At 58.0% G+C, this 13,081-nt stretch carries 16 protein-coding genes and 1 pseudogene; 13 read left to right on the forward strand and 4 right to left on the reverse strand.

Annotation, left to right across the window (positions count from 1 at the left end):
• The first annotated feature begins 8 nt into the window (after positions 1-8).
• The 12 genes and pseudogenes from rpsK (at position 9) to L248_RS02330 (ending at position 8,910) form a co-directional block, all read left to right on the forward strand.
• Complete coding sequence (gene rpsK, locus L248_RS02275) at positions 9-398, forward strand: 30S ribosomal protein S11 (protein WP_040534464.1); 390 nt, start codon at positions 9-11, stop codon at positions 396-398.
• A gap of 82 nt (positions 399-480) precedes the next feature.
• The gene (locus L248_RS02280; protein ID WP_022528434.1) at positions 481-1,419 is read left to right on the forward strand and encodes a DNA-directed RNA polymerase subunit alpha; all 939 of its coding nucleotides are present in this window, start codon (positions 481-483) and stop codon (positions 1,417-1,419) included.
• 24 nt (positions 1,420-1,443) lie between these two features.
• Complete coding sequence (rplQ, locus tag L248_RS02285; RefSeq protein WP_040534466.1) at positions 1,444-1,824, forward strand: 50S ribosomal protein L17; 381 nt, start codon at positions 1,444-1,446, stop codon at positions 1,822-1,824.
• Between the two features lie 227 nt (positions 1,825-2,051).
• The gene (locus tag L248_RS02290; protein WP_040534468.1) at positions 2,052-2,897 is read left to right on the forward strand and encodes an energy-coupling factor ABC transporter ATP-binding protein; all 846 of its coding nucleotides are present in this window, start codon (positions 2,052-2,054) and stop codon (positions 2,895-2,897) included.
• Positions 2,873-3,751 carry an energy-coupling factor ABC transporter ATP-binding protein gene (locus tag L248_RS02295; protein WP_022528437.1) on the forward strand — a complete coding sequence of 293 codons (879 nt, stop codon included), beginning with the start codon at positions 2,873-2,875 and terminating at the stop codon, positions 3,749-3,751. The genes L248_RS02290 and L248_RS02295 overlap by 25 nt, the downstream gene beginning before the upstream one ends.
• Positions 3,744-4,541, forward strand: a complete 798-nt coding sequence (locus tag L248_RS02300) for an energy-coupling factor transporter transmembrane component T family protein (protein ID WP_022528438.1) — start codon at positions 3,744-3,746, stop codon at positions 4,539-4,541. Before L248_RS02295 ends, L248_RS02300 begins: the two co-directional genes overlap by 8 nt.
• 19 nt (positions 4,542-4,560) lie before the next feature.
• Entirely contained in the window at positions 4,561-5,361 is an 801-nt protein-coding gene (gene truA / locus L248_RS02305; protein WP_022528439.1) for a tRNA pseudouridine(38-40) synthase TruA, read from the forward strand.
• A gap of 35 nt (positions 5,362-5,396) precedes the next feature.
• On the forward strand, positions 5,397-5,609 hold the full coding sequence (locus tag L248_RS02310) for a DUF3923 family protein (protein ID WP_040534470.1): 213 nt from the start codon (positions 5,397-5,399) through the stop codon (positions 5,607-5,609).
• 118 nt (positions 5,610-5,727) lie between these two features.
• Entirely contained in the window at positions 5,728-6,876 is a 1,149-nt protein-coding gene (locus L248_RS02315; RefSeq protein ID WP_022528441.1) for an alpha-L-fucosidase, read from the forward strand.
• A 118-nt stretch (positions 6,877-6,994) separates the two neighbouring features.
• A complete protein-coding gene (locus L248_RS02320) occupies positions 6,995-7,840 on the forward strand; it encodes an aldo/keto reductase (RefSeq protein WP_022528442.1) in 846 nt (281 codons plus the stop codon).
• 6 nt (positions 7,841-7,846) lie between these two features.
• A pseudogene (locus L248_RS02325) lies at positions 7,847-8,260 on the forward strand (MerR family transcriptional regulator).
• Positions 8,257-8,910 carry an NAD(P)H-binding protein gene (locus L248_RS02330; RefSeq protein ID WP_022528444.1) on the forward strand — a complete coding sequence of 218 codons (654 nt, stop codon included), beginning with the start codon at positions 8,257-8,259 and terminating at the stop codon, positions 8,908-8,910. The pseudogene L248_RS02325 and the gene L248_RS02330 overlap by 4 nt, the downstream one beginning before the upstream one ends.
• Before the next feature lie 77 nt (positions 8,911-8,987).
• Here L248_RS02330 and L248_RS02335 read toward each other — a convergent pair whose 3' ends face one another.
• Positions 8,988-9,683: a hypothetical protein gene (locus tag L248_RS02335; RefSeq protein ID WP_155828542.1), complete on the reverse strand. Its 696-nt coding sequence runs from the start codon at positions 9,681-9,683 to the stop codon at positions 8,988-8,990.
• A gap of 106 nt (positions 9,684-9,789) precedes the next feature.
• On the opposite strand from L248_RS02335, the gene L248_RS02340 reads away from it, so the two are divergent.
• Positions 9,790-10,527, forward strand: a complete 738-nt coding sequence (locus tag L248_RS02340; RefSeq protein WP_022528446.1) for an SDR family oxidoreductase — start codon at positions 9,790-9,792, stop codon at positions 10,525-10,527.
• A 47-nt stretch (positions 10,528-10,574) separates the two neighbouring features.
• Here the strand turns inward: L248_RS02340 and L248_RS02345 are convergent, their stop codons facing one another.
• From L248_RS02345 to L248_RS02355, 3 genes are all read right to left on the reverse strand, one after another.
• Positions 10,575-11,240, reverse strand: a complete 666-nt coding sequence (locus tag L248_RS02345; protein WP_022528447.1) for a hypothetical protein — start codon at positions 11,238-11,240, stop codon at positions 10,575-10,577.
• Positions 11,241-11,269: 29 nt separating this feature from the next.
• Positions 11,270-11,962 (reverse strand): hypothetical protein, encoded by a 693-nt coding sequence (locus L248_RS02350; protein WP_040534474.1) that lies wholly within the window; start codon positions 11,960-11,962, stop codon positions 11,270-11,272.
• A gap of 148 nt (positions 11,963-12,110) precedes the next feature.
• Positions 12,111-13,058, reverse strand: coding sequence for an NAD(P)-dependent oxidoreductase (locus L248_RS02355; RefSeq protein WP_022528449.1), 948 nt, complete (start codon positions 13,056-13,058; stop codon positions 12,111-12,113).
• Positions 13,059-13,081 lie beyond the last annotated feature (23 nt).

Genomic DNA, 13,081 nt, shown 5'->3' on the forward strand with positions numbered 1-13,081 from the left:
GTTAACGAATGGCTACTCGTAAGAGCACACGCAAACGCCGTGTGCGGAAGAATATTGAGTCCGGCGTGGCCCATATCCATTCCACGTTTAATAACACATTGATCATGATCACGGACCCCCAAGGGAACGCAATTGCTTGGTCCTCTGCCGGTGCTTTAGGCTTCAAGGGCTCACGTAAGTCGACCCCGTTCGCAGCGCAAATGGCTGCTGAGTCCGCTGCCAAGGAATCCATGGAACACGGCATGAAGAGCGTTGAAGTGGCTGTCAAAGGCCCTGGCTCCGGTCGTGAAGCTGCGATTCGTTCGCTGCAGGCGACTGGTTTGGAAGTCACCGCGATTCGTGATGTGACCCCGGTACCGCATAATGGTTCCCGTCCGCCAAAACGTCGTCGTGTATAAGACCCCAGTTGCGTGATCGCAGTTTGTATTGCCGCTTATATTTGATCGAAGACACGTTTTGAAAGGGGTACTCATCACTAATATGATCGAATTTGAAAAGCCGAATATTACTAAGGTCGACGAAACCGCGAATTATGGGGAGTTTGTCGTCGAACCTCTCGAACGTGGTTACGGCACAACCCTTGGTAATTCGTTACGGCGCGTCCTTTTGTCCTCTCTTCCCGGCGCAGCTGTGTCGAGTGTTCAAATTGATGGCGTACTGCACGAGTTCTCCACGATTGACGGGGTGCTCGAAGACGTTACTCAAATCATTTTGAATATTAAGAAGCTTGCCTTGAAACTGAACACCGACACCGAGAAGACGGTGGAGATCGATGCAGAGGGGCCAACGACCGTTACCGCCGCGAATATCATCACTGATGACGACGTGGAGATCCTCAACCCGGAACAGTACATTTGCACGATCGCCGATGGCGGCCACCTGCACATGCGGATGACCATTAAGAGCGGCCGCGGTTATGTACCGGCTGATCAGAACAAGAGTGAAGATATGCCGATTGGCGTATTACCGGTGGACTCTATTTTTACCCCGATCGAACGTGTCAACTACCAAGTCGAGAGTACCCGAGTGGGTAAACGCAACGACTTCGATAAGCTGACATTGGCGGTATGGACGAACGGATCGATCGGTCCCCGTGAAGCGATCTCCCTGGCGGCCAAGATTCTGACCGAACATCTCGCTGGGTTCGTCAATTTGACGGACGAAGCGAAGAATGCCGAAGTCATGGTCCAGAAGGAAGAAAACCACAAAGAGAAAATGATGGAGATGACCATCGAAGAGCTCGACCTCTCCGTACGCTCCTACAATTGTCTCAAGCGGGCCGGTATCAACACAGTTCAAGAGCTCACCAATAAGACGGAAGCCGACATGATGAAGGTCCGCAACTTGGGCCGCAAGTCGTTGGAAGAAGTCAAAGCCAAGCTGGCTGCTTTAGGCTTGTCCTTGAAGAGCGCCGACTAACATAAACGAAGGAGGGAATCATACATGAGTTATCGTAAGCTCGGTCGGAACAGTTCTGCCCGTCGTGCCATGCTGCGCGACTTGACGACTGCTCTGCTGATCAACGAACGTATCATCACGACGGAAAGCCGTGCTAAGGAAATTCGCAAGAGCACTGAAAAGATGATCACCCTGGGTAAGAAGGGTGATCTGTCAGCTCGCCGCCAAGCCGCGACCTATGTGCGCGACGTGGTTGCAGACGTGAAGGAAGAAGACGACAGTGTCGTTATCCAATCCGTTCTGCAGAAGCTGTTCAGTGACATCGCACCCCGCTACACAGAGCGTCAAGGCGGTTATACCCGCATCTACAAGACGGCTCCGCGTCGCGGCGATGCTGCGCCGATGGTCATTATCGAATTAGTCTAATTGACCGCAGCGTGAAGAAATTTCTTCTGCGGCGAAAAACGGGCGTTACGATGGTGGATTGGCAACTCCGAGTCTAGCTTCGGCCGGTGCGCGACAGTCGTCCGCACCGTGCTCACCACGGAATTGGTTTCTTAATATGTTTGTGAGAAAGGCGTCCGGCTTTAGCTTGGCGTCTTTTTTCTGTATAATCAGTCGTGTTGTACCACCAGAAGGAGGGCGAAGGACAGATGACCGAAGAAGCACCCATCATCACGATGGAGAACGTCACGGTGCGCTATGCGGAACAAGAACAGCCCGCGCTGGACGGCATCAGCTTGACGATTCCGGCCCATTCGTGGACCGCCCTCATTGGCCACAACGGCAGCGGTAAGTCGACGCTCATCAAGGCCCTGGACGGGCTGGTGACGATCGACGGCGGTACCATGACCGTGGCCGGTTTGACCGTCAACGAGGAGAATATCTGGCAGATTCGCCGACGGCTTGGTGTGGTCTTTCAGAACCCGGAGAACCAATTTGTCGGTGCCACAGTGGCGGATGACGTGGCCTTCGGCTTAGAGAACGCCCAGGTCCCCCGGCCAGCCATGGTGGATCGGGTGGCGGCGGCGTTAGAGCAAGTGGGTATGACCGCCTATGCCGAGCGGGAGCCGGCCCATCTGTCCGGGGGCCAGAAGCAGCGGGTGGCCATTGCCGGGATCTTGGCCTTGGCGCCGGATATTATTGCGTTGGACGAAGCGACCAGTATGCTTGATCCGGAGGGCCGGGCCAGCGTACTGCGGACGATTCGGACACTGAAAGCCCAAGAAAACTTAACGATCCTGTCGGTCACCCATGATTTGGAAGAGGCCGCTGCGGCTGACCACGTGATTGTCATTGATAATGGCCACCTGGTCGCCAGCGGCACGCCGCCGGAGATCTTCGCCCAAGGGGCGGCACTCATCGATATGGGATTGTCCGTCCCGTTCACCGAACAACTCAAAACTGACCTGGAAGCCGGCGGCATCACCTTGCCGGCCGGCTATCTTAACGAAGAGGAAATGGCAGCGCAGCTATGGAAATTGTACTCGACCATGTAAGCTTTACTTACCAAGCCGGTACCCCGTTTGCGGGCGACGGTCTCAAAGACGTCAGTGTGACCATCCCCGACGGCTCCTATACGGCGATCATCGGCCAGACCGGCAGCGGCAAGTCCACCTTGCTCCAGCACTTGAACGCGCTGCTGAAGCCGACCCAGGGCACCGTGCGGATCGGCGACCGGGTGATTACGCCGCAGACCAGCAACAAGAACCTGAAGCCGCTCCGGGCAAAGGTTGGTCTCGTTTTCCAATTCGCGGAAAACCAGCTATTTGAAGAAACGGTGGAAAAAGACGTCGCCTTTGGCCCCAAGAACTTTGGCGTCCCCGCGGCGGAGGCCATGGAACGCGCCCACCATGCCCTGACGTTGGTGGGCATCGGCCCGGAGTACTACCAGCACTCGCCCTTTGACCTTTCCGGCGGCCAGATGCGCCGGGTCGCCATTGCCGGAGTCCTGGCGATGACCCCGGAACTGCTTATTCTGGATGAGCCCACCGCCGGCCTGGATCCCAAGGGCCGTAAGGAACTGATGACGTTATTTGAGCAGCTCCACCAGGAGCAGGGAATCGGCATTGTGCTGGTCACCCACCAAATGGAAGATGTGGCGAATTATGCCGAACACGTCCTGGTCATGGCCGGCGGCCAGGTCATCAAACAAGGTTCCCCAGCAGCCATCTTTGCTGATCCGGACTGGCTGCACGCCCACCACTTAGGCCTGCCCCAGGCAGCGCGGTTCGCCCGGCTCGTGCAGGCCCAGGGGCTGCCTTTGCCGGCACCGTTGCCGCTGACCGAGAAGGCACTGGCGCACGCCCTACTGCCCCTGTTGCACCCAGGAAAGGGGCAGAGCGATGAATAAACTGATGATTGGCCGCTATCTCCCGGGTGACTCGCTGGTGCACAAAATGGACCCGCGGGGCAAGATCGTCTTGGTCTTTTACTTTATCTGGCTCGTCTTCTTTGCGGACAACGTCTGGTCTTATCTGACCGTTGGGCTCTTTACCCTGCTGGCCGTGCTGCTCACCCGCATCAAACTGATTTATTTTTGGCGGGGGATCCAACCGGCCATCTTTCTGATCCTCTTCACCGTCCTGATCCAGGTGTTCTTCACCCGCGGCGGCCAGGTCTACTGGGCGTGGGGACCCTTTGCCCTGTCGAGTGCCGGGGTCGTCAACGCCTGGTTCATCTTCTTCCGGTTGGTGATCATCATTGCGATGTCGACGCTGCTCACACTGACCACGTCGCCCCTCGATATCTCTGGGGCGCTGTCGTCCCTGATGACGCCGCTGAAGTGGGTCCATGTACCAGTGGATATCATTGCCTTGATGCTCTCTATTGCGCTGCGCTTCGTGCCCACGCTGATGGATGAGACGGTCCGCATCATGAATGCCCAGCGCGCCCGCGGGGTAGACTTCGGCAGCGGCAGTCTGGCCCAGCAGATCAAGGCCATCGTGCCCATCCTCATTCCCCTGTTTGTCAGCGCTATGCACCACGCCGAGGACCTGGACGACGCGATGACCGCCCGGGGCTACCGCACCGATGCCCCGCGTACAGCGTTCCGCGTCATCCAGTGGCACCAGCGCGATACCCTCAGCGTCGTGGCTTTCGCCGCGCTGACGGCCGTGGTTTTTCTTGTCCGAATGCCTTAAGTGAGAAAGGAGACAGCCCATGCCCCGCTATCGGTTGATTCTGGCCTATGATGGCACCAAGTTCCATGGCTTTCAAAGCCAGCCCCAGCTGCGCACTGTACAGGGAACGATCGAGCAGGCGCTGGTCAAGATGACAAAAGGCAGGAGCGTGACCGTCTTTGGCGCCGGCCGCACCGATGCCGGCGTCCATGCCCAGGGCCAGGTCGTCCATTTTAATTTCCCGGGAAATATTCCCCCACGGAACATGATGCTGGCACTGAATTCGCTGATGCCCCTGGACGTGGTCATCAAGGACTGCACCATCGTCCCGGAGACGTTCCACGCCCAGTTCTCCACCGTGGGCAAGCGCTACGGTTACCGCGTGTCCCGCACCCGCTTCACTGATCCGTTCAAGCGTTTCTATACGGGTCATTATCCGTATCAGTTAGACCTGGACCGCATTCGCGCAGCGTTACCGGATGTCGTCGGTACCCACGACTTCACCAGTTTTGCTGCTTCCGGCGGCGTGATCAAGAACAAGGTGCGGACGATTTACACGGCGACCATGACCGATCGGCCGGAAGAAGATGAGCTGTATTTCGAATTCATCGGGAACGGCTTTCTCTACAACATGGTCCGTATCTTAGTGGGCGTTCTGTTAGAAATCGGCAATGACCGCCGGCCGGTCGCGGAATTCCCCCGGCTATACGCCGCCAAAGACCGCCAGGAAGCGCGCATCACGGCTCCCGCGAGCGGGCTGTACTTGCAAGAAGTGTACTATACTGACGCAGCGTTGCAGGCGGCCGTGACGGCGAGGCAGCACACGACTGCCAAGGATTAAGCCGGCTTACCATAACCTGAATCGAGGTGACGGGGATGCGCAATCGGTGGTTGTGGCTGGTTAATATACTCGTGCTGCTCGGGTTCATCAGCGCCGCTATTGTCATTCTGCGGCGCACCACGGATGGCACTGGCCACGTAGAGACAGGGGCCTCCCGCCTGGTCGCCCTGGCGGTGCTGGGGATCGCCCTGCTGTTGATTCTGGCAGTGGAACTGATCGTCTGGCTGGTTAAGCGGCGGCACGAGTGATCCGCAGTGGTGGTCTGGCCGGGTGGCGTTTCGCCAATTACTGACCAAATAATTGACTTCAGTATAGAAAACGGTTACAAATAAGATAGTAACTGATCTGGGAGGGAGTCTTTTACCTATGGCCAAAAAAGAGCAGCCAATCGTCAATATTCACCGGCAGGATCCGCCGCAGTGGTTTAAAGATGCGGGATTCGGCATCTTCATCCACTGGGGTGTCTATAGTGTGCCCGCGTATGCCCCGGTGGATGTGGAGGACTTCGGTACGATTATGAAAGAGAAGTCCATGAAGTACCTGTATGAGAACCAGCCGTATGCCGAATGGTACGGCAACAGTATGAAGATTCCGGGCAGTCCGGCGTATAAGTACCACCACGAGCACTATGGCGACCATACCCCCTACACCAGCTTTGCCAAGAGTTTCCAGCAAACCAGCCAGGCAGTGGACGTGGAAAAATGGGCGGACATGTTTGCGGCGGCGGGGGCGAAGTATGTTGTTGTCGTGACCAAACACCACGACGGCTTCGTGATGTATCCCACTGAAGTCAACAATCCCAACATTGCGGACTATCATCTGAATTTTGATTACGTCGGCCAGCTAGCCGAAGCGGTGCGTAAACGCGGCATGCACTTTGGCGTGTACTATTCGTCACTGCTGGACTGGACGTTCACGACCAAGCCCATCGAAAGCACGGCAGACCTGATCCTCAGCACGAACAAGACCCAGACGTATCTGGATTATGCGTGGGACCAATGGCACGAGCTGATCGACCGGTATCACCCCGACATTCTGTGGAGCGACATCGGCTATCCCGACGATCCCCGGCTGCCCCAACTGTTCAAGGACTTCTATCAAGTCATGCCGGATGGGCTGGTCAATGACCGCTGGAGTATCTTCCCAAACTGGATGCGGCATCAATACCTGCACCCGCTGTTCAATTGGGCCGCGAAGATGCAGTTCAAGCAGTCCCAAAAGGCAGACCCGAAGGACATGCCGCCCCAGTATTACGATTATCGGACGATTGAGTACACCACAGACTGGCACGGGACGGATTACTTCGAGACGACCCGCGGGATGGACAAGTCCTTTGGCTACAACCAGTTCAGTCGGCCGCAGGACTATATCACCGCCGATGAAGTCCGGGATATCGTGAGACTGGTCAAGCCCCAGAAGGGCCGCCTGCTGCTGAACGTCGGTCCGGAGAAAGACGGCACGATCCCGCCGTATCAAGAACAGATTTTGAAGGATTTGGCAGAAAAGCAGCCTTAACTCGCAATGCAGCCGTTCGCCTGACGCAGGCGGGCGGTTTTTTTGTCTTTGGGGCTTGCCTTGAAGTGCACTTCAAGGTTTAGAGTAGAGACAGTTAAGAAAAGGAACGGTGAATTGTATGGAAACAATCAAGTTGAATAACGGTGTCGACATGCCCCAGCTGGGCTTCGGCGTGTTCCAAATTACTGATCCCGCCGTTGCTGAACAGGCCGTCGTGGATGCCATCCACACGGGCTACCGGCTCATCGATACGGCGGCTTCTTACGGCAACGAAGAAGCTGTCGGCCGGGCCATCAAGCGCAGCGGTGTAAAACGGGAAGACTTGTTCATCACCACGAAGCTGTGGGTGAGCGACACGGGCTACGAAGCGACCAAGAAGGCGGTGGCGACATCGCTCAAGAAGCTGCAGCTGGATTATCTGGACCTGTATCTAATCCATCAACCCTACGGCGATGTTTATGGCTCTTGGCGGGCGATGGAAGAACTGAACCAGGCCGGGACATTGCGGGCTATCGGCGTCTCTAATTTCGAACCGGACCGGCTTTGGGACCTTTCTCTCTACAATGACACCACACCGGCGCTGAACCAAATCGAGATCAATCCTTGGAACCAGCAGACGGACGCCGTGGCTTTCATGCAGGCCCACGGTATCCAGCCGGAAGCCTGGGCACCATTCGCGGAAGGGAAGCATGACCTCTTCAAGAATCCGGTGCTCACCGGGATCGGTGAGCAGTACGGCAAGTCCACCGGCCAAGTGATGCTGCGGTGGCTGATTCAGCGGGGCATCGTGGCGATCCCCAAGTCCGTTCACCAGGAACGCATGGCAGAGAACTTCAATATCTTCGACTTCCAGCTGACCGACGCCGATATGGCGCAGATTGCCGCACTGGATAAACACGAGAGTCAGTTCTTTGACCACCGTGATCCGGCGGCGGTTCAACGCATTCACGACCTGAGCCGGTGAGCCGCCATGACGATTGACGGGGTTGCCAAAAAATTCAACGTCACCAAGGATACGCTTCGGTACTGGGAGCGAATCGGGCTGCTCCCGCCGATTCAGCGGAACGATAGCGGCTACCGGGACTATACCGAACACGACATGAACTGGGTGTTCTACATCCAGGCCCTGCGTAATGCCGGCATGTCGATTGAAGCGTTGATCGAGTTTGTGACGCTGTACCGCCAGGGTAACCAGACAGCGGCGGCCCGTAAGACGCTGCTCGTGGACCAGCGGCAGACGTTGCTGGACCAGTAGCACGAGATCGAGAAGACTATCGACTACCTGACGTATAAGATCGATCATTTCGGTGATCACATGCTGACGTATGAGGAAGAAAAGCTGGCCTACGAAGGCCGGCCAAACGACAAAGGAGTGGGAAAATGACCAAAAACGTATTGATTATGGCGGCGAACGGCCAGATTTCAAAGATCGTGACGCACCGTTTGTTAACCGAACCAGCATTCAAGGATGTCCAGCTGACCCTGTTCTTACGGAATAAGGACAGGTTGGCGAAGTTGGCTGACAATCCCCGAGTGACGCTCGTGGAAGGCAGTTTGGACAATGCGGACGACGTCGCCAAAGCGATGGCCGGGCAAGATATTGTCTTCGTCGGCGTAGTCGACCACAGTCCGGCCAACGCAGAAACTAAGAACGTGATTGCCGGGATGCAAGCGGCCCATGTGCAACGGGTCATCTATACGAATGTGCTGGGCATCTACGACGAGGTGCCCGGGGCATTTGGTGCCTGGAATAAGCAAACGATCAGCAGCGGGCTGCCGACGGCCCTGGGCTCTGACCAGCTGCTGGCGGCGTCTGGATTGGACTACACCACCCTGCGTCTGCCCTGGCTGAATGACCGCGACGTGCACTATGAAGTGACCCACCGGCACGACCCCTACGTTGGCGTGTCCGGGTCCCGGCAGAGTATTGCGGACGTCGTGGTCCGCATCATCACGGACCCGGCGTTATACAAGGACGACAGCATTGGCATCGCCGACCCGGACACGGCGGGTCATGACCGGCCGGTGTACTGAGACAGCGGGACAGGCAAAAAAACGGCGGCCGCCCATGAAGCACGAACCGCCGCAACGTCATCGCTAACCGCCTCTGTCTAAGTCGCGGGCAAGATGCGCAATGGCCTGTCCTTCTGCCACCGCATCAGCGGATAGACCAAGACGGCCCCAAGCAGCGGGAAGAGCCATGGGACTTGGGCCAAGAAACGGGTGCTGACAGAGTTGAGGATGAGGGGCGAAAATGACCGGCTGGCCGGCATGCTTTCACCAAACGACAGCAGCAGACTGATCAGGATGAGCGCCACCACGATTTGGCTACTGACCGCACTGCCGCCCTGCAGGATCACCCGGTCCGCCACCATCAAGAACAGCCAGGACCAGACGGCGATACCCAGTGCATAGAGTAAAATATCAGCAGGTACCGTCCAGCCTGGGCGTAATTGGCCGGTCCAGGGATCCCGGACCAGGGCGGTGGCGCTCATCAGCACGCTGCTCAATAGGGCGATACCCCCATTAAACATGGCTTGCTGGTGCCAGACCGCCGCCGGCGGGGCAGTGGTCGCCAAGTCCGCCAAGGGCCGGCGGAGCGGGATGACGATGAGCACGGTCAGCGAGATGAACGGCACCAGATCGACATGACCGCCCACCGCACCGCCCCGGGCGACCGCTGCCCAATCTGCGGGGTGCTTTGCGATCTGTTCCAAGACAGGTATCAGAGCAACGGCAGCGTACCAAAGACGCCACAGTCCATACAGCAGGACGGCCCACCAGCGGCCGCCGATACGGGTACGCACAGAAATCACCTCCGCATTGATATTCTCTGCTGGGGGGGGGGCGAATGTCAACTGAAACAGCTTACACTATGATTCATGCGCAATTAACGAAAGGGGAACCTTACTTATGAAAAAAGTTATCGTAATCACCGGCGCCTCCAGCGGCATCGGTGAAGCCACCGCCAAGCGTCTGGCGAAAGCCGGCAATCCGGTGGTTCTCGCCGCCCGGCGGGAGCAGCGGCTGCAAGCCATCGTCGCGGATATTGAAGCCATTGGCGGCCAAGCCGCTTACTTAGTGACAGACGTCACCCAACGGGAGGAAGTCCAAGCCCTGGCGGACCTGGCTGTGGAGAAATTCGGCCGAATCGACGTGTGGATGAACAATGCGGGATTGATGCCCCAGTCCACTTTTGATCAGCTGAAGGTTGCTGAGTGGGACCGCATGGTGGATGTGAACATCAAAGGCGTCCTCTACGGCATTGCCGCCGCCTTGCCGGTGATGCGCAAGCAGCAGAGCGGCCAGTTCATCAACGTTTCTTCCGTGGCCGGCCACGTGGTTCATGCCGGCAGCGGCGTGTATGCCGGCACCAAGTTCGCCGTGCGGGCCATCAGCGACGGCCTGCGCCAAGAGGAAGCCGCGGCCGGCAGTCATATCCGGGTCACCGTCATTTCTCCCGGTGCCGTGGCTACTGAGCTGACGGAGACGATCACCGACGCCGCTGCTAAGAAGCGGATCGATGCGCTGTACGACGCCGTCGCCATTGCTCCGGAACGCATTGCCGAAGCGGTGGATTACGCCATTGCCGCCCCGGAGGATACCTCCGTGAACGAGATCTTGATTCGGCCGACGAAGCAAGTCGGTTGATGGTGAAGAAAAGCGGCACCGGGGAATTTGTCCCGATGCCGCTTTTCTTATGCCGTCAGCCATGGCCGGACGTGCTGCCGCCAGAGGATCACCGCGGCACAAGCCAGACCGCCGGCCGGCAGAAGCAAGGTTTGAGTGGCAAAAAAGACGACGAGATGGTGAGCACTGCTTTGATTGAATGCGTGCAGACCGGAGAAAAACTGAGTGAGCAAGACGTAGACAATAATGACCAGCAGCAGACCGCTGACCCACCGGCTGTGCCGGTTCAGCCAGTCGCTGCCCCGTTGGCAACCGGCCAGGAAGCACCAGTACCAAAGAGCCGTGGTCATACCGTAATGAAGGAGCTTCAGCGCGTCAGGCCAATCAGTTAATAGCCAGAACGTGAGCGGGTCGCGGGTACTGGCGGCGGCCGCGGTCATGATGGCGGCCGTTAAGCCGCTCACTAGGAGGTCGAGCAGCGCCGCCTGCCGCCAGATTTGTTCTGGTGGTGTGGTCCGCAGTAAGGCAGTAATGGGCTTATCCAAAGGCATGATGATGAACACCAGGAGAAATGCAAAGACCAGCAAGCCATTGGCCGCGCCGGAGGGCAGAGCGGTACCAGCGCCGGGCGTTGTCCGGGGATGCAGGCGATAAAACTGATAGACACCGGCGTTTGCTGTGATGCAGGCAAGGTACAGCACGATGGCCCACCAGCGTTTTTTGAGCAGCAGCATATCCAGTCACCTCGTTTTTAGCAACGGCGTTAATCGATGGTTGTGCGGACGACCAGAGGATGGCGGCGCTCCCAGACGCACCACAGGACAACGGCAGCGGCGCCGCCCAGGACCAGCAGCCAAGGGGCGGCGGAGAGAAAGCGGGCGATTTGCATGCGGCCAGCCGGGCCGCGGCGGCCCTGGCGGTCCATCAGGTTGGTCAGCACCAACAGGCCCAAAACGACTACGGCCCAGGGCCGCCAGTTGATAGTGCGCCAATTCACTGCCAGCCGCTGACCGACCATCAAGAAAAGCCAGCTCCATAGGCTCATGGCGAGGGCGTACCAAATCACGTCCAGCGGCCGGGTCCAGCCGGGGCGGATTGTCCCCGTCAGCGGATCGGTGACCATGCCGGCGGTCCCCATAATCAGGAGACTGCTGCCCACTGCGACGATGGCGTTGAACCCAGACTGAATGCGGTGCACTGCCGGGGCCGGCTGCGTCGCGACCAGCGTTCGCAGATTACCGGCCAGCGGCAGAATAATGAACAGCGTGAGCGAAACGACCGGTCCGAGGAGTAATACGGCGTTCGGCGTGGCGATCTGTCGGCCGTACGCGGCGACACTCAGGTGCTGCCGGCCGGCTTCCCGCAGTATGGGCAAGGTGGCAGTGAGTGCATCGAACAGGCGCCAGACGACATACAGCAAGATTGCCCACCACCGCTTGCCAATCAGTGTTTTCAATGCCAGCGCCTCCTTCTCCACCCACATTGTCCGATAGCTGGAAAGAAAGGTCAACGAAAAGACACGGCACGAAAAAAGCAGCCTCGGCTGACGATGGTCAGCATCATGGCTGCTTTGGTCTATCCGGATACCGTTCATTGCCTGTTCGTTAATACCCTTGCTGCAAATCGACCTGATTCTCAGCGAGCGTCCCATCCTGGACGAATTGAACCAGGTTGTGATACAGGATGTCGGCGGCGGCCGCGTAAATGCCCGCAAAAGCGCCGGAAATATGCGGCGTCATCAACAGATGGGGTGCTTGCCAGAGCGGCGAATCGGCCGGCAGGGGTTCCTGCTCAAAAACGTCCAAGGCCGCGCCGCCCAGCTGACCGTTGTGCAGTGCGGCGACCAGCGCCTTCGTATCCACGGACGGACCGCGGCCGACGTTGATGAAGAGGGGCGCCCCGGTCAAATCGTTGAAGAAGGCGTCGTTGAAGAAATGATGCGTCTCGGCCGTCAAGGGCATGATGTTGACGATAACGTCAGCGGCCTTGGCCAGTGCCAATGAATCGCTGTCCCGTCCGACGGTGGCAAAGGGCGCCACCGGTTCCCCATGGTGGGAAATACCGTTGACCGTCATCCCCTGCTGGGCCAAGACTTCGGCGATTGCCCGCCCGATGTGACCAGTGCCGTAGATGAGGGCGGTCTTCCCTGGCAAGGTGAAGACGCTAGCCCGCAGGTCATCGCTGGCCCAGAAGTCGGCTGGGGTCCGCTGGGCACTGGCGGCCACGCCCCGGGCAAAGGCCAGGATGTAAGCCAGGACCGACTCGGCAATGGGCTGGGCGTGGATGCCGCTGGTGTTGGCCAACAGAATATTCTTGGACTGCAATGTCGTCAAGGGGAAATAATCCACCCCAGCAGAGAACGACTGCACGAAGCGGACGGACGTATTCTCCGGGAGCAGGGCAGCCGCTTGCTTGTTCCAGCCGAAGATGACGGTGATGTCAGCCAAGCCGTGTTGGGCTAAGTAGTCTGTGCTTTCGACCTGAACGTTGGGGAGAGCGGTGATTTTTTCTTTTTCAGGGGCAGGGATGCCCATTAAGTCGAGTACTTTCATATCGTAAAAGCTCCTTTCTGCCT

The organism is Schleiferilactobacillus shenzhenensis LY-73 (genome assembly GCF_000469325.1).
Taxonomy (GTDB): Bacteria; Bacillota; Bacilli; order Lactobacillales; family Lactobacillaceae; genus Schleiferilactobacillus; species Schleiferilactobacillus shenzhenensis.